The following is a 23,236-nucleotide window of genomic DNA, read 5'->3' as shown; positions in this document are numbered from 1 at the left end:
GCTCGCTCATGCCAGGTCCACACAGACGTTGGTCAGTTCCGAATAGAAATCAAGGGAATGCACGCCACCCTCACGCCCGATCCCCGACGCCTTCACCCCACCAAACGGGGTGCGCAGATCACGCAGGAACCACGTGTTCACCCACACGATCCCCGCATCCAACCTCATACCGGCCCGATGCGCCCGACCCACATCCCGCGTCCACACCGCCGCCGCCAACCCGTACTCCGTCCCGTTGGCCAGCGCGAACGCCTCGTCCTCGTCGTCAAAGGGGGCGACGTGCACCACCGGCCCGAAGATCTCCTCACGATTGGTGCGCGCATCCGCACCCAACCCCGTCAACACCGTCGGCTGCACATACGCCCCACCATCACGCGCATCACCAAACGCAGGCACCCCACCCCCGGCAAGCACCTGCGCCCCCTCACCACGGGCCACGTCGTAGTAGCCGAGGACCTTCTCCCGATGCTGATGCGAAATCAACGGCATGTTCACCGTCGCCTCGTCGGCCGGCCACCCGAACGACAACTCACCAGCCCGCTGCGCCAACCGGGCCGTGAACTCCTCGAACACCGGCCGCTGCACATAAATCCGCTCCGTACAGAGACACACCTGACCACCATTGGTGAAACTCGACCGCACCGAACCCGCCACCGCCGCATCCAGATCCGCATCCGCGAACACCAGACCCGCGTTCTTCCCACCCAACTCGAACGACACCGGCCGCACCCCATCAGCCGCCGCCCGCATGATCGCGCTCCCCGTCGACGACTCACCGGTGAACGTGATCGCGTCGACGTCCGGGTGCCGGGTCAAAAACTCCCCCGCCGAATCCGGACCGAACCCGTGCACCAGATTGAACACACCCTCCGGCACCCCCGCAGCCGCCATCACCTCCGCCAACAACGTCGCCGACGCCGGCGTCTCCTCACTCGGCTTCACCACCACCGCATTACCACAGGCAAGAGCCGGAGCCACCTTCCACGTCAACAGCAGCAACGGCAAATTCCACGGCACAATCACCGCCACCACACCCACCGGCTTACGCACCGCATAATTCAGCGCCCGACCACCCGACGGCGTCACCGTCGTGAACGACTCCGTCGGCGCCGTCGCCACGATCTCCGCAAACGCACGGAAATTCGCCGCACCACGCGGAACATCCAACGTCCGCGCCTGCGAAATCGACTTACCCGTATCCGCCACCTCGGCGGTCACCAGATCATCGAAACGCCGCTCCAACTCATCGGCGACCCGACGCAACACCTCCGCGCGTTCCCGCTCCCCCATCCGACCCCACGGCCCCCGCAACGCGGCCCGCGCCGCCGCGACCGCATCATCCACACAACCCCGATCCGCCTCGACGACCTCGAACACGGGCTCACCCGTCACCGGACTGCGCTTGACGAACCGCCGCCCACCCTCGACGAACTCACCACCGACGAAGTTGCGCAGCAGCGGTGGGCCGTCGGGCGCCGTCCCGGCCATCAGGCGCGGATCCCAGGTCGCGGTCATCGACGCCGCCCTCGGCTGATCGCCAGGCCGACCGCGCCGGCCAGCAGCGCCGCCGCCCCGGCGGCGACCGCCCCGAGCAGGCGGTGCTGCCGGCGGACCCGGCGACGCACCTCGGCGTACGGGGTGGTCGAGAAGGACACCAGCTCGTAGCGGGAGACGTACCGGCCCGGCAGCAGCCGCTCCAGCGTGTGCTCGACCTTGCGGCCGGCCTGGAACAGCGGCGAGGCGACCTTGTCCCGCATCTCCACGAAGTTCGCCAACGCCATCTGCGCGATGGCCTCGGCGTTCTCCTGCCGGCGCTGCTGGAACATCGGCAGCGCCTCCGACCAGTCGTCGGCGCACTCGTCCAGGCAGCGGTCCAGCTCGACCACGTCCTCGAAGGCGCAGTTCGCGCCCTGGCCGTAGAACGGGACGATGGCGTGCGCCGCGTCGCCGAGCAGGCCGACCTTCCCGTACGCCTGCCAGGGCGTGCACCGGACGGTGCCGAGTACGCCCACCGGGTTGTGCTGGTAGTCGTCGACGAGGCCCGGGGCGAGCGGCGGCAGGTCGGGGTAGTGCTCGGCGAAGTGCCGCTCGATCGCCGCCGGGCTGCCCAGCGAGGCGAAGCTGGCGGTGCCGTGGGTGGGCCAGAAGAGCGTGCAGGTGAAGGAGCGGTCCGGGTTCGGCAGCGCGATCATCATCGAGGTGCCGCGCGGCCAGATGTGCAGCGCCTCCGGGTCGAGGGCGAAGTCCCCGCCCAGCGGCGGGATCGTCAGCTCCTTGTAGCCGTAGTCCAGGAAGTCCACGCTCTCGGTCAGCAGCCCGTACGCCAGCAGCTGCCCGCGCACCGCCGAGCCGGCGCCGTCGGTGCCGAGGACGACCGACGCGGTGGCCGCGACCTCGCCCTGCGGGGTCTCGAAGGTCATCTTGCCGCTGGTCGGGTCGAGGCCGACGAGCCGGTGGTCGAAGGCGACCCGCACGCCCGGCAGGCGGGTGGCCGCGTCCAGCAGGGCGTTGTTCAGCGCGCCCCGGCTGATCGAGTTGATCGCCCGGTCGCCGGAGGCGCTGTACGACTGGAACTGCGCCTCCCCGTCCACGGGGTGGATCATCCGGCCGCGCATCGGCAACCCGTCGGCCAGCACCTGCTCGTCGAGGCCGATCCGCCGCAGCGCGTCCAGGCCGCGCTCGGAGAGCGCCAGGTTGATGGACCGTCCCCGCTCCACCCTGCCGGTACGCGGGTCGGGCCGCCGCTCGTAGAGCGCCACCGGGTAGCCGCGCCGGGCCAGGAAGCAGGCCAGCAGGCAGCCGGCCAGGCCCGCGCCGACCACCGCGATCTCGTCTCGTTCCTGCGTCATCGGTTCACCTCCGCCACGGTGGCGGCCAGCGCCTCGGCCACCCGCCAGCAGTCGTGGTACGTGGAATAGAGCGGCACCGGGGCGAACCGGATGATGTCCGGCTCCCGGGCGTCGGCGATCACCCCGTGCTCGTGCCGCAGCCGCTTGGCCAGCCCGGACGCGCTGCCCGCGCCGATGCGCACCGAGAGCTGGCAGCCGCGCCGCTCCGGCTCGCGCGGGGTGACCACGGTCAGCGGCCGGGTCGCGGTGACCTCGTCGAGCAGCCCCGCCAGGTAGCCGGTGAGCCGGATGCTGCGCTCGCGCAGCGCGGGCATCCCGACGGCGTCGAAGAGCTCCAGCGAGGTCCGCACCGGGCCCATCGCGAAGATCGGCGGGTTGGAGATCTGCCAGGCCTCCACGGTGGCCGGCGGCCGGGAGACCGGGGTCATCTCGAAGCGGGTGGCCGCCTCGGTGCTCCACCAGCCCTCGAAGCGGGGCAGGTCGGCGTCGCCGAGGTGCCGCTCGTGCACGAAGACCCCGGCCAGCGCGCCGGGCCCGGAGTTCAGGTACTTGTACGAGCACCAGGCGGCGAAGTCGACGTCCCAGTCGTGCAGCGCGAGCGGGACGTTGCCGGCGGCGTGCGCCAGGTCCCAGCCGACCACGGCCCCCGCCGCCCGGCCGGCGGCGGTGATCGTCGGGATGTCCATCAGTTCGCCGGTGAGGTAGTTGACCCCGCCGAGCAGCAGCAGCGCGACGGTGTGGCCCTCGGCGGCCAGGAAGGCGGTCACGTCCTCGGTGCGCAGGTTGTCCTCGCCCGCCCGCGGTCGTAGCCGGACGACCGTGGCGTCCGGGTCGAGGCCGTGGAAGCGGGCCTGGCTGCGCACGGCGTAGCTGTCGGAGGGGAAGGCGCTGTCCTCGATGACGATCCTGGTGCGTTCCCCGGCCGGCCGGTAGAAGCTGACCATGAGCAGGTGCAGGTTGACCGTCAGGGAGTTCATCACCACGACCTCGGCCGGGGTGGCGCCGACCAGTCGCGCGGCCGGCGCCGTCAGCAGCTCGTGGTACGGCAGCCAGGGGCGCTCGCCCTCCAGGTGGCCCTCGACGGCGAGCCGGCTCCACGACTCGACGTCGGCGAGGAGTTCCTCGCGGGTCGCCCGGGGTTGCAGGCCGAGTGAGTTGCCGGCCAGGTAGGCGGCCTCGGGATACCGGCCGCCGTCGGCCGGCGGCACGTGGAAGAGGTGGCGGTGCCCGGGATCGGCGGCGTCGAGCTGGCGCGCCCCGGTTTCGCCGTCGGCGAGCCCGAACGATTCAGGTGCGGGGGTGTGCATGGGCTTGTCTCGCTCTCGGGTCACATCGCTGTCCGGGCCGACCACAGCTCGGGGAAGACCACCCGGGCCATGCTGCGTTGCAGCCACGCCAGTCCGGCGGAGCCGCCGCTGCCGACCTTGGCGCCCATTGTGCGCTGCACCGCCTTGACGTGGTGCTGCCGCCAGTCGCCGAACTGCTCGGCGACCTCGGTCAACGCCTCGCCCAGCATCCGCAGGTGGTTCTCCGGCCCGGGCTCGGCGTAGATCCGCACCCAGGCCGCCTCCACGGCGGCGTGCGGCTGGTGCTCGGCGGCGAACTCCCGGTCCAGCAGGTCAGCCGGCAGGTCGTGGCCGTGCCGGGCCAGCAGGGCGAGCACGTCGTCCCAGAGGCTCGGGGCCGCCAGGGTGGCGCGCAGCTCGGCGTAGACCTCGGTCTGCCTGCGGAACGGGCGGATCAGCGCCTCGTCGCGGAGGCCGAGCAGGAACTCCAGGTGCCGGTACATGGCCGACTGGAAGCCGGAGCCCTCGCCCAGCAGGTTGCGGAACCGGTTGAAGTCGGCCGGCGTCATCCAGCGCAGCCCCTTCCAGGCCGCGTTCAGCCCCTCCAGGTGCAGCGCGGCGCGGCGCAGCGGGGCCAGCGCGTCCCACACCCGGTCGGCCCGCAGCAGCCGCTGCGCCTCGCGCAGCTCGTGGCAGGTCAGCCCGAAGTACAGCTCCATGATCTGGCTGACCACCAGGAAGGACATCTCGCCGGGGTCGTCGCTCAGTGGCTGCTGCAACCGGTGCAGCGTGCTGGCCTGCACGTACGCGTCGTACGGCACCCGCTCGGTGAACTCCAGCGTCGGTTCACCGCCGTTGCGGGCGGCGCGGGCGGCGCGCTGCCGCGGGGTCGCCGGGCGCACCGCCGCCTTGGCGGGTACCCGCAGCTCCGTCTGCTCCACCGGTGGCCTCCCTCTGTTCTGCGTCACCCGGACGGCCGACGGTCGGCCGTTTTGGGGATGACCGACATGGTCTCTCGGCGGAACCCCCGATTGGAATGCCGGATCAACGGCACACACCCCCTCTGACCTGCGACGCGGAAGGCATGAGTCGGATTCGGGTTTACGGAGGTAAGGTCGCCGCATGGACGACATGGACTGGGCGCTGCTGCGGGAACTGCAGGCCGACGCGCGCCTCTCCTTCAGCGAACTCTCCCGCCGGGTGCACCTGTCGCCGCCGGCCGTGGCCGAGCGGGTACGCCGGCTGGAGGAGTCGGGGGTGATCACCGGCTACCACGCCCACGTCGACCTGACCCGGGCCGGCCGCACCGTGGTCGCGCTGATCCGGATGTCCTGTTACGGGTCGCGGTGCATCCTGCACGACCCGGACGTGGCGGGCTGGCCGGAGATCCTGGAGATCCACCGCATCACCGGCGACGCGTGCAGCATGCTCAAGGTGGCCGCCGGGTCGATCGACGACTTCGAGGCGGTCATCGACCGGCTCGCCCCGTACGGCCAGCCGTCCAGCACGATGGTGCTCTCCACCCCGCTCCAGTGGCAGCCCGTCACCCCGTTGCCCCCGGCCGACCGGCCCCGCTGACGCCCCCGCCGACCGGTCCCGCTGACCGGCCCCCGGGTTTGCCCCCCGGCCAGCGGGAAAGCAGGCCACTGTTGCCCGGGGAGGATTCCGGTGATCGTCACCGGAAGGGGGGATCATGCCGGTACTCACAGCGTTCCAACGTGCCCTGACCAGGGTTCTGACCGTATTGGCGCTGGTCGGGGCGTTCGTCCTGGCGACCGTCGCGCCCGGGTGGGCGGGCGAGAACACCTTCGTCGAGGTGGTGCCCAACAGCGCGCAGGCCGGCACCCGGGTCAGTATCCGGGCCAGTTGCGACAACGCCAACGACCGCCAGGCCGACGTGCACTCCGACGCCTTCGGGCGCGTGATCCTGCGGCCGGACAACGGCTTCCTGACCGGTCAGGTCACCATCCCGGGCAGCAAGGCGCCCGGCGACTACCCGGTGAACCTGCGCTGCGACAACGGCAGGACCGCGACGACCACGCTCACCGTGCTGAACATGGAGCAGCCCAGCAAGGGCCCGGCCACCGGGGGCGGCGGCACCGCCGGCGCGTCGGGCACCGGCTCGATGCTGATGGTCGGGGGCCTCGCGGTGGTGGCGCTGGCCGTGGGCTTCGGCTTCTTCGGCAACCGCCGCCGGACCGGGACCGGTTCCTGACCCGCCGTCGCCATGGCCCGCTTGCGGAGGCGTACCAGGCGAGCTGATCCGGGCCGGGTCCGGGCGGGCACCCGGCGGGCGCTGCGCGCGTCCCGCCGGGCGGCGGCCGCGACCGTCCGCCGGCTGCGACGGGTGGCCGGGGAGGCGGTGTCGGCGAGCGTCGCCACCACGGATCCGGCCGCCGGAACCGTGTCCGCCCGCCCCCGGTACCGCCGGATTCCGGCCGGCCGCCGCCGGCCGTTCTCGGAGCGGGGCCCGGGTCTGCCGGTCCTGGTGATCGGGACGCTGATGGCGCTGATCATCACGATGCTCGGCGTGGAGCGGATCGCCGGTGTGAGCCTGCTGCCGGACCGGTTCCTCGCGGCGCTGCGGCCGGCGCCGAAGGAGTTCCCGGTGCTGCCCGCCAGCCGGCCCGTCGGCATCGCCATCGACCCGATCGACGTCCGGGCGCCCGTGCACGCCGTCGGGATCGCCCCGGACGGCACCATCGGGGTGCCCGACGCCGCCCGCGCCCAGGAGGCCGGCTGGTACGACCAGGGGCCGACCCCGGGTCAGTACGGCCCGTCGGTGATCGTCGGGCACGTCGACACGACCACCGGGCCGGCGGTCTTCCACAAGCTGCGGGACCTGCGCGACGGCGACCGCATCGAGGTCGCCCGGCAGGACCGCTCGGTGGCGGTCTTCGAGGTGGACTCGGTCGAACGGTTCGACAAGGACCAACTGCCGGTCGACGAGGTCTTCGGCGACTTCAGCCGGCCCCGGCTGCGCCTGATCACCTGCGGCGGGCGCTGGGTGGGCGGCGAGACCGGGTACGCCGACAACGTGGTGGTCTTCGCGTCCCTGGTCCGGGCACGCACGGCCTGACCGGCCGCCGGGCGCCGGTGTCGCCGGGCGGCCGTGCCGCCTACCGCGGTCGGCGGGCGGGGCGACGGTCAGGCGGCCTCGGGCTCGCGCAGGTCCAGCCAGTCGGCCCAGCGGGGATCCGGCGCGCGGTGGCCGAGCACCCGCCAGGCGGTGCCCCTCGGGGCCGCCGGCAGCGCGTGCAACCGCCAGCCCAGCTCGGCCGGCGTCTTGTCGCCTTTGGTGTGGTTGCACCGGGCGCAGGCGGCGACGACGTTCTCCCAGGCGTGCCGGCCGCCCCGGCTACGGGGGAAGACGTGGTCGATGGTCTCGGCGGGGCCCCGGCAGTAGGCGCACCGCCAGCCGTCCCGGGCGAAGATGGCGCGACGGGAGAGGCCGACGTGCGTGCGGTAGGGCACCCGTACGAAGCGGGTGAGCCGGACGACCGACGGCACCGGCAGCGCGTCGCGGGCGCTGTGCAGGATGCCGTCGCCGTCGGCGACGCAGACCGCCTTGGCGGAGAGCACGAGAATGGCGGCACGACGCACCGACACGACGCACAGCGGCTCGTAGGTGGCATTGAGGACCAGCGCACCGGAGCCCACCGTGGGTCGTATGTCAGGCATCGCGTTCACCCTCCCGGTTCAGCGGCTCCTACTCACCACCGCCGACCGGGAACGGGCACAGCGACCCACCACGGCCGACGCCGGCCGGATCACCGACGTCCGTGCGCCCATCGTCCCTGATCGGCCCCCGGATTGCACGTACTAATCCGGGGTCCCTCCGGATGCGTTTCCGGCACGTGTCAGGATGGCCGGTTCACCCGCGCCCGCTGGCGCCCCTGTCCGGGAGGGTGCCGGGCCGGGTCACGCCGCGGAGGGTCGGCGCGATCCCGCCCCGCCGGGTGCGGTACGAAGACACCGTGACCGATGTCAGCCTGACGCCCGCCCTGCCCGCCGTCGAGGCGCCGGACCCGGCCCCGTCGCCGACCTGCCTGGACGACGCCCTGTGCAAGAGCGTCTACGACATGACCGGATCGGTGTGGTTCGCCGAGGGCAGCTACTGGATCCTGCTGAAGCCGCTGCGCATCGTGCTGATCCTGCTGCTGGCCGTCGCCGCCCGGTGGCTGGTGCACCGGACGATCCGCCGGCTGGTGCGCACCACCACCGACGCGGGCGTGCCGACCATGCTGCGCCCGCTGCGCGAGCGGATCCCCACCGCCGCCGTCGAGCCCGGCGAGTTCGTCCCCGAGCGACGCAGGCAGCGGGCCGAGGCGATCGGCTCGGTGCTGCGCAGCCTGAGCACCGCGTTCATCTTCGGCATCGCGCTGCTGATGATCCTCAAGGAGTTCAGCTTCGACCTGGCCCCGCTGCTGGCCAGCGCCGGCATCGCGGGGGTGGCCCTCGGCTTCGGCGCGCAGAGCCTGGTCAAGGACCTGATCGCGGGCCTGTTCATGCTGATCGAGGACCAGTACGGCGTGGGCGACACCGTGGACCTCGGCGAGGCGACCGGCGTGGTGGAGGCGGTCGGGCTGCGGGTCACCACCGTCCGCGACGGGCGGGGCGTGCTCTGGTACATCCGCAACGGCGAGATCGTCCGGGTGGGTAACAAGAGCCAGGGCTGGGCCCTGGTGGTGGTCGACCTGCCGATCGGCTTCGCCGGCACCGAGGAGGCCACGGCCGTGCTACGGACCGCCGCCGCCTCGGTGGCGATGGACCCCGAACTCGCTCCGGAGATCGTCGAGGCGCCGGAGGTGCTGGGCGTCGAGCAGATGACGGTCGACGGCGCGGTCATCCGTACGGTGGTCAAGACGACCGCGGACGGGCAGTTCGCCGTCGGCCGGGAACTGCGTCGCCGGCTCGCCGAGGCGTTGGAGAACTCCGGCATCACCGCGAAGATCGCCGCCGCCCGGCTCTACCCCGGCATAGCGATGCACACTCCCGGCGAGACCGGGCAGGGCGGCGCCACCTGAGGCACCCCGACGCCGGGCGGTGGGGGTCGCGAGCCGGGCGGCCCCTCGGGTATCGTCCGTTCGTTCAGTCGGGGATGCGACGATCAACCCCTTCGCCCTAGCCAGTCGTCGGACGATCGGGCAAAATCCGGTGCACGCGCTCCCCCGGAGCGTGATCACGTCCTCGCTGATCCGTAGATCTGACGACGGTTCCCGGGCCGTCCATCACGAGTGGCCCGCCCAGGGAACGATGGAGGCGACGGTGCCTGACGAGCGACCACCCCCGGAAGGGCCCGCAACCTTCCGCGAGGTGTTCGTCAACCGCGAGTACGGCGCCGTATTCACGGCGAGCGCCCTCTCCTGGATCGGCGACTACATCGCCAAGGCGGCGGTCACCCTGCTGGTCTACGAGGAGACCCGGTCCGTCGCGCTCTCCGCCGCCGCCTTCGCGGTGAGCTACCTGCCCTGGCTCGTCGGCGGTCCCCTGCTCGCCACGCTCGCGGAGCGGCACCGCTACCGGCAGGTCATGGTCGTCTGCGACCTCGTCCGGATGCTGCTGATGGTGTGCATCGCCATCCCGGGCATGCCCGTCGCGGCGGTCCTGGCGCTGCTCTTCGCCACCACGCTGGCCAATCCACCGAGCCAGGCCGCCAAGTCGGCGCTGATCCCCCTGATCCTCACCGGGGACCGCCTGGTGGTCGGGCTGTCCATGATCAGCAGCGTCGGCCAGGCCGCCCAGGTCGTCGGCTACCTGGCGGGCGCGGCCATCGCGGCGTTCAACCCGACCACCGCGCTCCTGGTGAACGCGGCGACCTTCGCCCTGTCGGCCGCGCTGGTCCGCTTCGGCGTGGCCGACCGACCGACGGCGATGACCGCCGCGCACCGCAGCCACCTGCTGCGGGAGACCGCGCAGGGGTTCCAGATCGTGTTCGGCACCCCGGTGCTACGGGCCATCGCCGTGCTGGTCTTCGCCGCCATGCTCTTCTCCGTGGTGCCGGAGGGCCTCGCCGCCGCGTGGGCCAGCGAGCACGCCGGCCGGCTGGACGCGGGTGCCGCCCAGGCCATCATCATGGCGGCGAATCCCGTCGGCTTCATCCTCGGCGGCCTGATCGTGAGCCGGGCGTTCGGGCCGGACCGCAGGCTGAGCCTGATGCGGCCGCTGGCGGTGCTCTCCCCGCTGGCCCTGGTGCCGGCCCTGCTCGACCCGCCACCACTGGTGGTGGCGCTGCTCGCCGCCGCCTGCGGGTTCGCCGTCGCCGGCATGCTGCCAGTGGCCAACGGGCTCTTCGTCCGGGCCCTGCCCGACGGCTACCGGGCCCGCGCCTTCGGCGTGATGGCGACCGGCGTCCAGGTCATCCAGGGCCTGGCCGTCCTCATCACCGGGCTACTGGCCGAGCGATACTCCATCCCGCTCGTGGTGGGGGTGTGGAGCGCCGTCGGGGTGCTGCTGATGACGCTCGCCGCCGTGCGCTGGCCGAACCGGTCGACGATCGACGCGACCATCGACGCCGCGCAGCGGGCGAGCGCGGCCACCCTGCGGCAGTCTGGCGAGGCGGCCGGGACGGGAGACGCGCCGGGGCTGGTCGGGGAGGAGTCCCCGGGCCAGCCGGTGGGCCGCTGGGCGGTCGCCCCGGCGAGGCGGGACAGCAGCGGCACACGGTGACCCGACCCACAGCCGACACCCCCCGATCGCTCCGGGCCGCACCTGGCAGGATGGAACGGTGAATGCCGCAGGTGAGTCCGACCGTCCCGAGGCGTCGATGACCCTCTTCGAAGCGGTCGGCGGCGAGCCCACCTTCCGCAGGCTCGTGGACGAGTTCTACGCCGGTGTCGCCGCCGACCCGCTGCTGCGTCCCATGTATCCGGAGGAGGACCTGGGCCCGGCCGCGGACCGGCTGACCCTGTTCCTCATGCAGTACTGGGGCGGCCCCAACACGTACTCGGCGCAGCGGGGGCACCCCCGGCTGCGGATGCGGCACGCGCCGTACCGGATCGGCGCCGCCGAGCGGGACGCGTGGCTGCTGCACATGCGCCGCGCCGTCGACCGGCTCGACCTGCCGCCGGAGATCGCCACCGCGCTCTGGGACTACCTGGAGCGGGCCGCCTACTTCATGGTCAACGCGATGGAGGATCCGGCGGGACCGGCCTGACCCGGGCACCGGATGCATGGCGGGAGCGGCGGTCCGCTTCGGACGGTGCCGGATGCCGGCCGCGTTGCCGAGATTCACGCTGATGGCACAGCCGGGCGGGAGCCCGGCGGTACGCGTCGGACCGGGTCCGCCGCCCGCCGGGCGTCTGGCGGCTCAGAGCAGGGCGCCCTCGTCGTGCAGCCAGTCCACGAAGCTCGTGGCGACGGCCGCGCCACAGTCGAGCATCTCGACCAGGAGCGCGTCGTGCGCGCCGGCGCTGAACGGCACCTGCAACTCCGCGTAGATCGGCAGCTGGCCGCGCTCGGTCGGGTCGCCGACGTAGGCCTTGCAGAAGCGGCGGGTGTGGTTCCACTCGTTGACCACCCGGTAGGCGCGGTCGGCCCAGTCCGGCGGCACCGTCGCGTGTGGACGGGCGCGCATCACCAGGATCTCGTCCTCCGGCCCCTCCAGGGTGACCAGCACGGCGTGCCGCTCCCACATGGCCAGCAGGTTGCCGTCACCGTCGGCCAGGTAGCGCACGTCGAGCATGTCGAGTGCGTCGCAGACGCGGGGCAGGGTGACCGGCTCGACCGTGGCGGGCATGTCCGCGATCACGGCTCGCTCCGGCGGTGGGCAGTCGTCTCCCGGTTGACGGGGGGTCGGTGGTCCGACCCGGACGGTGCTCTCCACTGTGACCCCGCTCCGACTTTCCGGGTCGCCGCCGCCGTTGGCGGGACCGGGGCGCCATGACCACCACGGCATCGCTCGCGCACCTCACTCCCCAGCGGATCCAGCCGCCTACGGTGCGTTGGATCCGAGGATGGACGGTACCCGGACAGCCGGGTTGAGGCACCCCCCTAACGGCAGCACCAGGACAGAAGAATGACCACGGGTCATCCGAACGGATGAACTCAGACAGGCCGCACGACGAGATTCGTGGCCGTCTGCGACCAGATCGCTCCGTACGGTCCCACCAGACCGACCCATCGGCCCACCGTTCGCACCTGAACGTCGCCCCCGCCGTCCGTCCCGGTGAACCCCTTACCGGACCCCAGGAAGCCCATCCGGACCAACCCCTGAACCATCCGCTGGGTCACCTCCACCGGCTCGCCGGGCGGGTCGTCCGGGGTGACCACCACCGGCACGTGGTCGAGCAGCGCGTCACGCAGCGCCCGCTGCCCGACCGCGCGCCCACCGACACCGTGGGCGCTGGCGTCGCGCAGGGCTCCCGCCGCCGCCGCCGCGACCCGCCGCAGCTCGCCGGCGGGCAGCGTCTCCACCCGGCGACTGGCCGCGGGCGGCAGCGGCCACCGCCAGCGCTCGTCCCGCCGCGTCGGCAGTGCCGCCCCACCCGTCGACAGCTCGGTCAGCAACTCGGCGCCCGACACCGTGGCGTCGCCCGGGCCGTCGCCGGCCACCGTGCGGACGACCAGCACGCCCCACGGCAGGCGCCCCCAGAGGGCCGTACGGCCCCTCGCGCCGGTCGACCGGAGTCGGACCGGCGCGCCGGGGTCCAGTCGCACGAGGCGGGCCAGGAAGGCCCCCGCGTCGGCCGCGTCGGCTATCCCGTGCCCGCCGGCGGCCCGTGCCGGGGGGACCGGCCCGTCGGTCGTCACGCCGCCGGCCCCTGCGGCGCGTACGTCAGCAGGAACGTCCGCTCCTCCGGGGTGATCCGCCGGGGCCGCTGCCGGGTCAGGTCGAACGGCACCAGCACCGAACGGGCGCGGCTGGCCAGGACGTCGCCGTCGAAGAGCTCGTAGGCGACCGTGAAGGAGGCGCCCCGGATCTCCTCCACCCACAGCTCGATGCGCACCGTGGGAGCGGCCTCCGCCGTGGCCCGGCCGAGGGCGTACTCGACCGGGCGCAGGTAGTCGATCTCGTGCCGGCTGATCACGACCCCGTCGGCGAACGAGCCCACCCCCCACGCCCGGCCGCCGGCGAACATCAACGCCACCCGCGCCTCCTCGTAGAGGGTGAGGAAGCGCGAGTTGTTGACGTGGCCGTACGCGTCCAGGTCGGACCACCGCAGGGTGCAGTGGTAGACGAAACGATCACTCATGATCGGCAGCGTCCCGCTGCTAGTCGCGGGTCAGCTTGCGGTAGGTCACCCGGTGCGGGCGGGCCGCCTCCGCGCCGAGCCGGTCGACCTTGTTCTTCTCGTACGCCTCGAAGTTGCCCTCGAACCAGAACCACTTCGCCGGGTTCTCGTCGTCGCCCTCCCAGGCCAGGATGTGCGTGGCGACCCGGTCCAGGAACATCCGGTCGTGGGAGATGACCACGGCGCAGCCGGGGAACTCCAGCAGCGCGTTCTCCAGGCTGGAGAGCGTCTCCACGTCCAGGTCGTTGGTGGGCTCGTCGAGCAGGATCACGTTGCCGCCGATCTTCAGCGTCAGCGCGAGGTTGAGCCGGTTGCGCTCGCCGCCGGAGAGCACCTTGGTCGGCTTCTGCTGGTCCGGGCCCTTGAACCCGAACGCCGCGATGTACGCCCGCGACGGCATCTCGACCTTGCCGACCATCAGGTGGTCCAGCCCGTCGGAGACGACCTCCCAGACCGTCTTGTCCCCGGCCAGGCCCTGCCGGTTCTGGTCGACGTACGACAGCGAGACGGTCTCGCCGACCTTGACCTCGCCGCTCGTCGGCTGCTCCAGCCCGACGATGGTCTTGAACAGGGTGGTCTTGCCGACGCCGTTCGGGCCGATGATGCCGACGATGCCGTTGCGCGGCAGCGAGAAGGACAGGTTGTCGATCAGCACCCGGTCGCCGAAGCCCTTGGTCAGGTTGTGCGCCTCGATGACCGTGTTGCCCAGGCGCGGGCCCGGCGGGATCTGGATCTCCTCGAAGTCCAGCTTGCGGGTCTTCTCCGCCTCGGTGGCCATCTCCTCGTAGCGGTCGAGGCGGGCCTTGGACTTGGTCTGCCGCGCCTTGGCGTTGGAGCGGACCCACTCCAGTTCCTCGGTGAGGCGCTTCTTCATCTTGGCGTCGCGGCGGCCCTCGACGGCCAGCCGGGCGGCCTTCTTCTCCAGGTAGGTGGAGTAGTTGCCCTCGTAGCCGACGGCCCGGCCGCGGTCCAGCTCCAGGATCCAGCCGGCCACGTTGTCGAGGAAGTACCGGTCGTGGGTGATCGCCATGACGGTGCCGGCGTACTTGGCCAGGTGCTGCTCCAGCCAGGAGACGCTCTCCGCGTCCAGGTGGTTGGTGGGCTCGTCGAGCAGCAGCAGGTCGGGGGCCTCCAGCAGCAGCTTGCACAGCGCCACCCGGCGGCGCTCACCGCCGGAGAGCTGGGTGACGTCGGCGTCCGGCGGCGGGCAGCGCAGCGCGTCCATCGCCAGTTCGAGCTTGGAGTCGATGTCCCACGCGTCGGCGTGGTCCAGCTCCTCCTGGAGCTTGCCCATCTCCTCCATCAGCTCGTCGGAGTAGTCGGTGGCCATCTGCTCGGCGATCTTGTTGAACCGCTCCAGCTTGGCCTTGGTCTCGGCGACCGCCTCCTCGACGTTGCCGAGCACGGTCTTGGCATCGTTGAGCGGCGGCTCCTGGGCGAGCAGGCCGACGGTGTAGCCGGGCATCAGCCGGGCCTCGCCGTTGCTCGGCCGGTCCAGGCCTGCCATGATCTTGAGGAGGCTGGACTTGCCGGCGCCGTTCGGGCCGACCACACCGATCTTGGCCCCCGGCAGGAAGCTCAGCGTCACGTTGTCGAGCACGACCTTGTCGCCGTGCGCCTTGCGCGCCTTTTCCAGGACGTAGATGTACTGGGCCACGGTGCGGGCTACCTCCGTAGGTTGCGGCTGGGTCGGCGGGCGCGGGCGCGGGCTGCGATCTCCGCCCGCCGCCGCCGGCCGGTGGCCGGCCGCACGCACGCCATCCTCAATCCTGACAGGTACGCGGCGCCGCGCCCACATCACCCCGCCCCGACGCACCGGACGCGACCTGCCACCCCTGCTTCCCGACAGGGGTATCGACAAGATCACGTAAGGGGTTGGACCATCGTGGGAAGGGTAGGTGACTCCGGCACGGGGCCCCAGAAGCCGCAGCTACGCTCAGTACGCTCATTCGCGGTTGACCCGTCAGCACCCGGAGGTGGCCGAACGTGACCGTCCGCAGCTCCTTTGTCGTAGTGGCGAACCGGCTACCGGTCGACGAGGTGAGCACCCCCGAGGGACGGCAGTGGCGTCGCAGCCCCGGAGGGCTGGTGACCGCACTGCACCCCGTCCTCGCCGAGCACCAGGGCACCTGGGTCGGCTGGGCCGGCGGCACCGGCGCCGCCCCCGAGCCCTTCGACCTGGAGGGCATCCGGCTGCACCCGGTGCCGTTGAGCGCCGAGGAGCTGGAGCGCTACTACGAGGGCCAGTCCAACGCGACCATCTGGCCGCTCTACCACGACGCGGTGGAGACGCCGGCCTACAAGCGCCGCTGGCGCGAGGCGTACCGCCTGGTCAACGCCCGCTTCGCGGAGGCCGCGGCGGAGGTCGCGGCCGAGGGCGCGACGGTCTGGGTGCAGGACTACCAGCTCCAGCTCGTCCCGGCGATGTTGCGCGAGCTGCGGCCCGACCTGCGGATCGGCTTCTTCCTGCACATCCCGTTCCCGCCCATCGAGCTGTTCATGCAGATGCCGTTCCGCACCGAGATCCTGCGCGGCCTGCTCGGCGCCGACCTGGTCGGGTTCCAGCAGCGGCTCGCCGCGCAGAACTTCGTCCGGCTGGCCCGGCACCTGCTGGGGCTGCGCTACGAGGGGCAGATGATCCAGGTCGACGGCCGCCAGGTGAAGGCCGGCGCGTTCCCGATCTCCATCGACACGAAGGAGATGGAGCGGCTGGCCGCCGATCCGGCGATCCAGGCGCGGGCGAAGGAGATCCGCGAGGAGCTGGGCAACCCGAAGACGATCATCCTGGGCGTCGACCGGCTCGACTACACCAAGGGCATCGAGTTGCGGCTGAAGGCCTTCCGCGAGTTGCTGGCTGACGGAAAGTTGACAGTTCCCGACGCGGTTATGGTGCAGGTCGCCACGCCCAGCCGCGAGCGGGTGGAGCACTACCAGGCGCTTCGCGTCAAGGTGGAGCGGGAAGTTGGTCGGATTAATGGCGAATTCGGCAGGGTCGGCGTGCCGGCGGTGCATTATCTGCATCAGTCGTACAGTCGCACTGAACTCGCCGCGATGTACGCCGCCGCCGACGTGATGATGGTGACCCCGCTGCGAGACGGAATGAACCTGGTAGCAAAGGAGTACGTCGCATCGCGCGCCGACCAGGGCGGTGCGCTCGTGCTCAGCGAGTTCGCCGGCGCCGCCACCGAGCTGCGCCAGGCGTTCCTGTGTAACCCGCACGACCCTGACGCGGTCAAGGACGCCCTGCTGAGGGCCGTGCACGTCGAGAAGCCGGAGGCCCGCCGCAGAATGCGGACAATGCAGCGCCATCTACGCACCCACGACGTGGGGCACTGGGCGAAGTCCTTCCTCACCGAACTCGGTGTGCCTCAAGCGGAGGTCGAGTGAACGCCGCCAGCGAGATCGTCACCCCGGCGGCCGGCACCATGGACCCGGAGCTGCGCGCCGCCATCGGCCGCATCGCCCGGGTACCGCAGCTCCTGATCGCCTGCGACTACGACGGCACCCTGGCGCCGATCGTCGAGGACCCGAGCAAGGCCGTGCCGCTGCCGGAGTCGGTGGCGGCCGTACGCGCCCTGGCCGCCCTGCCCCAGACCACCGTGGCGGTGGTCTCCGGACGGGCCCTGCGCGACCTCGCCGCGCTCTCCCGGCTGCCCAGCGAGGTCCACCTGGTCGGCAGCCACGGCTCCGAGTTCGACATCGGCTTCGTCGAGCGGCTCTCTCCCGAACTGATCGCGGTACGCACCCGGCTGCGCGACACCCTGCGCGAGATCGCCTCGGCCCACCCGGGCATCCGGCTGGAGCGCAAGCCGGCGAGCGTCGCGGTGCACACCCGCGGGGTCGCCCCCGAGGTCGCGGCGGCGGCCGTCGAGGCGGTCCGCAGCGGCCCCGCCACCTGGGACGGCGTCACGGTCACCCAGGGCAAGGAGGTCATCGAGCTGTCGGTCGTCGCCACGCACAAGGGCACGGCCGTCGACCAGCTGCGCACCCAGCTCTCCGCCAGCGCGGTGCTCTTCATCGGCGACGACGTCACCGACGAGAACGCCTTCGGCAACCTGCACGGGCCGGACGTCGGCATCAAGATCGGTCCCGGCGACACCAAGGCCGGCTACCGGGTCGCCGAGCCGATCGAGGCCGCCCGCGCCCTCGGCCTGCTGCTGGAGACCCGCCGGCACTGGCTCTTCGGCGAGCGGGCGGTGCCCATCGAGCGCCACTCGATGCTGGCCAACGGGCGCACGGTCGCCCTGCTCACCCCCGAGGCCAAGGTCACCTGGCTCTGCCACCCCAAGCCCGACTCGGCGGCGATCTTCGCCGACCTGGTCGGCGGCAGCCCGGCCGGGCACTTCAGCGTGGCGCCGGAGCGCGGGGGCATCCCGCTCGGCCAGCGCTACCGCTCCGGCACGATGACCGTCGAGACCCGCTGGTCGGGGCTGACCGTCACCGACTGGCTGGACAAGCCGGCCAAGGAGACCACGCCCGACGGCCCGGCCGTCGTGACCGGCGACTCGACCCTGGTGCGGGTGCTCACCGGCTCGGGCCGGGCCCGGCTGGAGTTCGCGCCCCGGCCCGAGTTCGGCCAGGTGGCCGTGCAGTTGCAGCCCGTCGGCGACGGCCTGCTGGTGCTCGGCTCCAACGAACCGGTCGCGCTCTACTCCCCCGGCGTCGAGTGGCAGGTCACCAACGACGGCGGCTACGAGACGGCCAAGGCGGTCGTCGACCTCTCCGCCGCCGGCGGGCAGGTCGTCCTGGAGCTGCGCTTCAGCACGCACAGCCTGGAACACCACCGGCTGCCGGTGCACGAGCGGCAGGCCCTCGCCGAGCAGCCGTGGAAGGACTGGGTCGCCACCCTGCGGCTGCCCAGCACCGCCCGCGACCTGGTGGTCCGCAGCGCGCTGACCCTGCGCGGCCTCTGCCACGAGGCCACCGGCTCCATCCTGGCCGCCGCGACCACCTCGCTGCCGGAGGAGCTGGGCGGCGTCCGCAACTGGGACTACCGCTACTGCTGGCTGCGGGACGCGGCGATGACCGCGCGGTCGCTGGTCGACCTGGGCTCGATCGAGGAGGCCGAGGCGCTGCTGCGCTGGGTCGACGGGTGCATCGAGCGCACCGGCGGGCACCCGGAGCGGCTGCACCCGCTCTACACGGTGGACGGCTACGAGCTGGGCGCCGAGGCGGTCATCGACACCCTGCCCGGCTACGCCGGCTCCCGGCCCGTCCGGGTCGGCAACCTCGCCAACCACCAGCTCCAGCTCGACGTGTTCGGCCCCATCGCGGACCTGATCGCGGCCGTGGCCGACGCCCGCGGCTCCGTACGCGAGGACGAGTGGCGGGTGCTCGACAACATGGTCGAGGCGGTCCGCCGCCGCTGGCACGAGCCCGACCACGGCATCTGGGAGGCCCGCCTCCCCCCGCGGCACCACATCTTCTCCAAGGTGATGTGCTGGATGACCGTCGACCGGGCGCTGCACGTCGTACGCCAGCACGGCGGCGAGGACCGGCCGGAGTGGGTGGAGCTGCGCGACCGCATCGGCGCCAACGTGCTGGAGTACGGCTGGCACGAGACCGTCGAGGCCTACAGCGTGGCGTACGGGGACGAGGACATGGACGCCTCGTCGCTGTGGATCGGGCTGTCCGGCCTGCTCCCCGGCGACGACCCGCGCTTCCTCTCCACGGTGCTACGGATCGAGGCGGACCTGCGCAGCGGCCCGGTCGTCTACCGCTACCACTGGGACGACGGCCTGCCCGGGCGCGAGGGCGGCTTCCACATCTGCACGGCGTGGCTCATCGAGGCGTACCTGCGCACCGGGCGGCGTACCGACGCCGAGGAGCTGTTCTCGCAGATGGTGGACACCGCCGGCCCGACCGGCCTGCTGCCCGAGCAGTACGACCCGCTGGCCGAGCGCGGGCTGGGCAACCACCCGCAGGCCTACAGCCACCTGGGTCTGATCCGCTGCGCCCTGCTGCTGGACAACATGCTCAAGCAGTGACCTGACCAGCGAGAGCGGCGGCTGGAGACTCCCCAGTCTCCGGCCGCCGTCGTTCGTCCGCCGAGGCCAGACCAGCCCGGTCGAATCCGAGCCGCCTTACGGGCAACGCCCACCGGGGATTTCCGGGGAGCCCGCTCGCGGAGGGATCAAGCCTGACCGCCCGGAGCGAGCGGGCTCCCCGGAAATCCCTCAAGCCCAGCCCCGTCGGCGAGAGCGTCGACCACGTCCCCCAGCACCACCACCGCGGGCGGGCGCAGCCCGGCGGCGACCACGTCGGCGGCCACCGCGCCGAGCGTGGAGCGCAGCACCCGCTGCGCCCCGGTCGTCGCCTCCTGCACCACGGCGGCCGGCGTCTCGCCCGGCTTGCCGTGCGCGAGCAGCGTCGCGGTGATCGCCGCGAGGTTCTTCAGCCCCATCAGCACGACCAGCGTGCCGCGCAGCCCGGCCAGCGCGTCCCAGCGGACCAGGGAGGCCGGCGAGTCGGGCGCGACGTGCCCGGAGACGACCGTGAACTCGTGGGCCACCCCCCGGTGGGTGACCGGGATGCCCGCCACGGCCGGAGCCGCGATCGAGCTGGTCACGCCGGGCACCACGGTCACCGGCACGCCCGCCGCCGCGCAGGCCAGCAGTTCCTCGCCGCCCCGGCCGAAGACGTACGGGTCGCCGCCCTTGAGCCGGACCACGAACCTCCCCGCCAGGGCCCGGTCCACGAGGATCCGGTTGATCTCCTCCTGCGCGCGGGACGGACCGTACGGGATCTTGGAGGCGTCCACGAGCTCGACGTCGGCGCGCAGCTCGTCGAGGAGCAGGCCGGGCACGAGCCGGTCGGCCACCACCACGTCCGCCTCGGTGAGCAGCCGCCAGCCCTTGACGGTGATCAGTTCCGGGTCGCCCGGCCCGGCCCCCACCAGCGCGACCCGCCCGCCCTTCGGGGAAGGAGGGGTCCCTTCCCCTGCCGCGGGCATGCCCTTCCTGACGTCCAGCAGGGCGCGGACCGCGTCGCGGACGGCCATCGCCCGGCGCGGGTCGCCCCCGCCGAGCACCGCCACGGTCACCGGCCCGTGCCGGGTCACCGCCGGCGTCCAGGCGGTGGCGGCGGCGCGGTCGTCGGCGCGTACGCAGAAGATGCGGCGCTCGGCGGCGGCGGCGCTGACCGACGCGGCGGCGACCGGGTCGTCGACCGCGACCTGGACCAGCCACGCGCCGTCCAGATCGTCGGGGGCGAACCGGCGCGGCGCCCAGTGCAGCCGTCCGGCGTCGGCGTGCGCGCGCAGCGCGGGGGTCAGCTCCGGCGCGACGAGGAGGACCTGCGCGCCGGCGTCGAGCAGGGCCGGTACCCGCCGGGTGGCCACCGCTCCCCCGCCCACCACGACCACCCGTCGGCCGGCGAGCCGCAGGCCGAGCGGGTACGGGTTGCCACTCACGCCGCCACCCCGCGCCGCGTCCCGGCAGCGGTCCGCGCCGCCGCGTCACCGGGCCGGCGGGTTGGTCCACTCACTTCTCCGCCACCCCCGCCGAGTCGAAGGTGGCGACCTCGTGCAGCACCCGGACCGCCCCGGTGACCACCGGCAGCGCGAGCAGCGCGCCGGTGCCCTCGCCCAGGCGCAGCCCGAGGTCGATCAGCGGCTCCAGGCCCAGCCGGCGCAGCGCGACGGTGGCGCCCGGCTCGGCGGAGCGGTGCCCGGCCACCATGGCGGCCACGGCGTGCGGCGCGAGGGCCGCCGCGGCGAGCGCCGCGGAGACCGCGATCACCCCGTCCAGCAGCACCGGCGTCCGGCGGGCGGCGGCGCCCAGGACCAGCCCGGCCAGCGCGGCGTGCTCCAGGCCGCCGACGGCCGCCAGCACGCCCAGCGGATCGGCGGGGTCGGGGGCGTGCCGGCGCAGCGCGGCCCGCACGACGGCCACCTTGCGGGCGTACGTCGGGTCGTCGACCCCGGTGCCCCGGCCGGTCGTCTGCGCCGGGTCGAAGCCGGTGAACGCGGCGATCAGGGCGGCGGCCGGGGTGGTGTTGCCGATGCCCATGTCGCCGGTGAGCAGGATGCCCGCACCGGCGTCGACCAGTTCGTCGGCCACCCGGATGCCGGTCTCGACGGCCGCACGGGCCTCGTCGCGGGTCAGCGCGGCGGTCACCGCCAGGTCCCGGGTGCCGGGGCGGACGTTCGCCGCCACCAGCCGGGGCGCCGCGCCGGTGGCCGGGGCGCCGGCGGCCTCCGTGCCCGCCGGTCCGACGGCGGCCGGAGCATCGGCGACCGGGAGCGGGGTGGCCACGCCGACGTCGACCACGGTGACCGAGGCACCGGCCTGCCGGGCGAACGCGTTGACCACCGCGCCGCCGGCCAGGAAGTTGCCGATCATCTGCGCGGTGACCTCCTGCGGCCAGGGCGTCACCCCCTGGGCGTGCACGCCGTGGTCACCGGCGAAGATCGCGACGGCGGCCGGCTCGGGCAGCGGCGGCGGGCAGTGCCCGGCCAGGCCGGCGAGGCGTACGGAGAGTTCCTCCAGGGCACCGAGCGAGCCGGCGGGCTTGGTGAGCCGCCCCTGCAACTCGCGGGCGGCGGCCATCGCCGACTCGTCCGGCGGTCGGATCGCCGCGATCGTGGTCTCCAGCATCATGCCTCCAGGATCTCCGCCAGTACCTCGGTGAACGCGTCGGTGGTGGCCGGGTCACGCACGGCGACGCGCAGCCAGTCCGGGCCGAGACCGGGGAACGTGTCGCCCCGGCGCACCGCCCAGCCGCGCCGCCGCAGGGCGAGCCGCACGTCGGCGGCCCCGGGCAGCCGCACCAGCACGAACGCGCTGGCGGGGCGGCCGGCGACGCGTACGCCGGGCAGGGCGGACAGGCGGGCGACCAGGTGGTCGCGGTCGGCGGCGAGCCGGGCGGCGATGGCGCGCTCGGCCTCGACCGCGACGGGCGTGGCGCAGGCCGACGCGGCGGCCAGGGCCGGGGTCGAGACGGCCCAGAGCGGCTGTGCGGCGGCCAGCCGCTCCAGCAGCGCGGGCTCGCCGAGCAGGTAGCCGATCCGCAGGCCGGCCAGCCCCCAGGTCTTGGTGAGGCTGCGGACCACCAGCAGGCCGGGCAGGTCCCGCCGGGCGGCCAGCGACTCCGGTTCGCCGGTCACGCCGGGGGTCGCGGTGGTGTCGGCGAACGCCTCGTCGACCACCAGCACCCGGCCCGGTCGGGCCAGGGCGGCCAGGTCGGCGGCGGGGTGCAGCACCGACGTCGGGTTGGTCGGGTTGCCGATCATCACGAGGTCGGCGTCGGCGGGCACCCGGGCCGGGTCGAGCCGGAAGTCGTCGTCCGCGTCGAGCAGCACCCGCTCCACCTGGTGCCCGGCGGCCCGCAGCGCCGCCTCGGGCTCGGTGAACTGCGGGTGCACCACCACCGGTCGGCGTACGCCGGTCAGCGCCCGGGCGAGCAGCACGAATCCCTCGGCCGCGCCGGCGGTCAGCAGCACCTCGGCCGGCGGGCGGCCGTGCCGGGCCGCGACGGCGGCCCGCGCCGGCCCCGGATCGGGGTACGCGGCGAGGTCGCCGAGCGCGGCCGTGATCGGATCGGCCAGCCAGTCCGGCATCGGGTCGCGCCGCACGTTGACCGCGAGGTCGACCAGTCCCGGCCCCACCTCGGCGTCACCGTGGTGGCCGAGGTCGGGCCCGAGCCCGGGTCCGGAGTCGGCTCCCGCCTCGGCTTCGGCCGCGGCCTCGGCTTCGGCTTCGGCTACCGCTTCGGATCCGGGGTCGGATCCCGCCTCGGCGTCGGCTTCGGCGTCGGGAAGGGTCTGGGTCGGCTGACCACGCATGTCCGCGATCCTGCCGGGAAGGTCGCGCCCGGGACAGCCGATCCCGGCGTGGGCCGCATCACCACACGGGCGTTTATGAATATT

General features: G+C 73.2%; 20 protein-coding genes. 8 read left to right on the top strand and 12 right to left on the bottom strand.

Features of this window, described 5'->3' with window-relative positions; genetic code table 11:
- Positions 1–6 precede the first annotated feature (6 nt).
- The 4 genes from ACGFIG_RS05115 to ACGFIG_RS05100 are packed head-to-tail and all read right to left on the bottom strand — an operon-like array spanning position 7 to position 5,076.
- Positions 7–1,488, bottom strand: coding sequence for a 2-hydroxymuconic semialdehyde dehydrogenase (locus ACGFIG_RS05115; protein ID WP_392999472.1), 1,482 nt, complete (start codon positions 1,486–1,488; stop codon positions 7–9).
- A gap of 23 nt (positions 1,489–1,511) precedes the next feature.
- Positions 1,512–2,849, bottom strand: a complete 1,338-nt coding sequence (locus tag ACGFIG_RS05110) for an FAD-dependent oxidoreductase (protein ID WP_392999265.1) — start codon at positions 2,847–2,849, stop codon at positions 1,512–1,514.
- The gene (gene kynU, locus ACGFIG_RS05105) at positions 2,846–4,156 is read right to left on the bottom strand and encodes a kynureninase (RefSeq protein ID WP_392999263.1); all 1,311 of its coding nucleotides are present in this window, start codon (positions 4,154–4,156) and stop codon (positions 2,846–2,848) included. The genes ACGFIG_RS05110 and kynU overlap by 4 nt, the downstream gene beginning before the upstream one ends.
- A 20-nt stretch (positions 4,157–4,176) precedes the next feature.
- A complete protein-coding gene (locus ACGFIG_RS05100) occupies positions 4,177–5,076 on the bottom strand; it encodes a tryptophan 2,3-dioxygenase (RefSeq protein ID WP_392999261.1) in 900 nt (299 codons plus the stop codon).
- Between the two features lie 181 nt (positions 5,077–5,257).
- Between ACGFIG_RS05100 and ACGFIG_RS05095 the strand changes: the two genes are divergently transcribed.
- From ACGFIG_RS05095 to ACGFIG_RS05085, 3 genes are all read left to right on the top strand, one after another.
- Positions 5,258–5,713, top strand: coding sequence for an Lrp/AsnC family transcriptional regulator (locus ACGFIG_RS05095; RefSeq protein ID WP_363899516.1), 456 nt, complete (start codon positions 5,258–5,260; stop codon positions 5,711–5,713).
- A 115-nt stretch (positions 5,714–5,828) separates the two neighbouring features.
- Positions 5,829–6,350 carry a hypothetical protein gene (locus ACGFIG_RS05090; RefSeq protein ID WP_392999259.1) on the top strand — a complete coding sequence of 174 codons (522 nt, stop codon included), beginning with the start codon at positions 5,829–5,831 and terminating at the stop codon, positions 6,348–6,350.
- Between the two features lie 12 nt (positions 6,351–6,362).
- Positions 6,363–7,214 (top strand): class F sortase, encoded by an 852-nt coding sequence (locus ACGFIG_RS05085; RefSeq protein WP_392999257.1) that lies wholly within the window; start codon positions 6,363–6,365, stop codon positions 7,212–7,214.
- A gap of 68 nt (positions 7,215–7,282) precedes the next feature.
- Here the strand turns inward: ACGFIG_RS05085 and ACGFIG_RS05080 are convergent, their stop codons facing one another.
- Positions 7,283–7,816, bottom strand: a complete 534-nt coding sequence (locus ACGFIG_RS05080) for an HNH endonuclease (RefSeq protein WP_334609954.1) — start codon at positions 7,814–7,816, stop codon at positions 7,283–7,285.
- A gap of 296 nt (positions 7,817–8,112) precedes the next feature.
- Between ACGFIG_RS05080 and ACGFIG_RS05075 the strand changes: the two genes are divergently transcribed.
- The 3 genes from ACGFIG_RS05075 to ACGFIG_RS05065 all read left to right on the top strand — a co-directional run bounded on the left by ACGFIG_RS05075 (position 8,113) and on the right by ACGFIG_RS05065 (position 11,291).
- Positions 8,113–9,162: a mechanosensitive ion channel family protein gene (locus ACGFIG_RS05075; RefSeq protein ID WP_392999255.1), complete on the top strand. Its 1,050-nt coding sequence runs from the start codon at positions 8,113–8,115 to the stop codon at positions 9,160–9,162.
- A 229-nt stretch (positions 9,163–9,391) separates the two neighbouring features.
- The gene (locus ACGFIG_RS05070; protein WP_392999254.1) at positions 9,392–10,804 is read left to right on the top strand and encodes an MFS transporter; all 1,413 of its coding nucleotides are present in this window, start codon (positions 9,392–9,394) and stop codon (positions 10,802–10,804) included.
- Between the two features lie 97 nt (positions 10,805–10,901).
- Entirely contained in the window at positions 10,902–11,291 is a 390-nt protein-coding gene (locus ACGFIG_RS05065; RefSeq protein WP_392999470.1) for a globin, read from the top strand.
- A 153-nt stretch (positions 11,292–11,444) separates the two neighbouring features.
- On the opposite strand, the gene ACGFIG_RS05060 is transcribed toward ACGFIG_RS05065, so the two are convergent.
- From ACGFIG_RS05060 to ettA, 4 genes are all read right to left on the bottom strand, one after another.
- Positions 11,445–12,032 (bottom strand): YbjN domain-containing protein, encoded by a 588-nt coding sequence (locus ACGFIG_RS05060; RefSeq protein ID WP_392999252.1) that lies wholly within the window; start codon positions 12,030–12,032, stop codon positions 11,445–11,447.
- Positions 12,033–12,181: 149 nt separating this feature from the next.
- Entirely contained in the window at positions 12,182–12,886 is a 705-nt protein-coding gene (locus ACGFIG_RS05055; RefSeq protein WP_392999250.1) for a hypothetical protein, read from the bottom strand.
- Complete coding sequence (locus ACGFIG_RS05050; RefSeq protein WP_392999248.1) at positions 12,883–13,329, bottom strand: acyl-CoA thioesterase; 447 nt, start codon at positions 13,327–13,329, stop codon at positions 12,883–12,885. Before ACGFIG_RS05050 ends, ACGFIG_RS05055 begins: the two co-directional genes overlap by 4 nt.
- A 19-nt stretch (positions 13,330–13,348) precedes the next feature.
- On the bottom strand, positions 13,349–15,025 hold the full coding sequence (ettA, locus tag ACGFIG_RS05045) for an energy-dependent translational throttle protein EttA (protein WP_392999246.1): 1,677 nt from the start codon (positions 15,023–15,025) through the stop codon (positions 13,349–13,351).
- A gap of 329 nt (positions 15,026–15,354) precedes the next feature.
- Between ettA and ACGFIG_RS05040 the strand changes: the two genes are divergently transcribed.
- Together ACGFIG_RS05040 and otsB are read left to right on the top strand one after the other, a co-directional pair.
- Positions 15,355–16,755 carry a trehalose-6-phosphate synthase gene (locus ACGFIG_RS05040; protein WP_392999244.1) on the top strand — a complete coding sequence of 467 codons (1,401 nt, stop codon included), beginning with the start codon at positions 15,355–15,357 and terminating at the stop codon, positions 16,753–16,755.
- Positions 16,756–16,793: 38 nt separating this feature from the next.
- The gene (otsB, locus tag ACGFIG_RS05035; RefSeq protein WP_392999468.1) at positions 16,794–19,355 is read left to right on the top strand and encodes a trehalose-phosphatase; all 2,562 of its coding nucleotides are present in this window, start codon (positions 16,794–16,796) and stop codon (positions 19,353–19,355) included.
- Between the two features lie 146 nt (positions 19,356–19,501).
- Here the strand turns inward: otsB and cobA are convergent, their stop codons facing one another.
- From cobA to cobC, 3 genes are all read right to left on the bottom strand, one after another.
- Positions 19,502–20,779: a uroporphyrinogen-III C-methyltransferase gene (cobA, locus tag ACGFIG_RS05030; RefSeq protein ID WP_392999242.1), complete on the bottom strand. Its 1,278-nt coding sequence runs from the start codon at positions 20,777–20,779 to the stop codon at positions 19,502–19,504.
- A gap of 70 nt (positions 20,780–20,849) precedes the next feature.
- Entirely contained in the window at positions 20,850–21,965 is a 1,116-nt protein-coding gene (gene cobT, locus ACGFIG_RS05025; RefSeq protein ID WP_392999466.1) for a nicotinate-nucleotide--dimethylbenzimidazole phosphoribosyltransferase, read from the bottom strand.
- Positions 21,965–23,152 carry an Rv2231c family pyridoxal phosphate-dependent protein CobC gene (gene cobC / locus ACGFIG_RS05020; protein WP_392999240.1) on the bottom strand — a complete coding sequence of 396 codons (1,188 nt, stop codon included), beginning with the start codon at positions 23,150–23,152 and terminating at the stop codon, positions 21,965–21,967. Before cobC ends, cobT begins: the two co-directional genes overlap by 1 nt.
- Positions 23,153–23,236: the final 84 nt, after the last annotated feature.

Source organism: Micromonospora sp. NPDC049048 (assembly GCF_043197615.1).
Taxonomy (GTDB): domain Bacteria; phylum Actinomycetota; class Actinomycetes; order Mycobacteriales; family Micromonosporaceae; genus Micromonospora.
The sequence above is the reverse complement of the archived record's forward strand: the minus strand, read 5'-3'. Positions and strand labels throughout refer to the sequence as shown.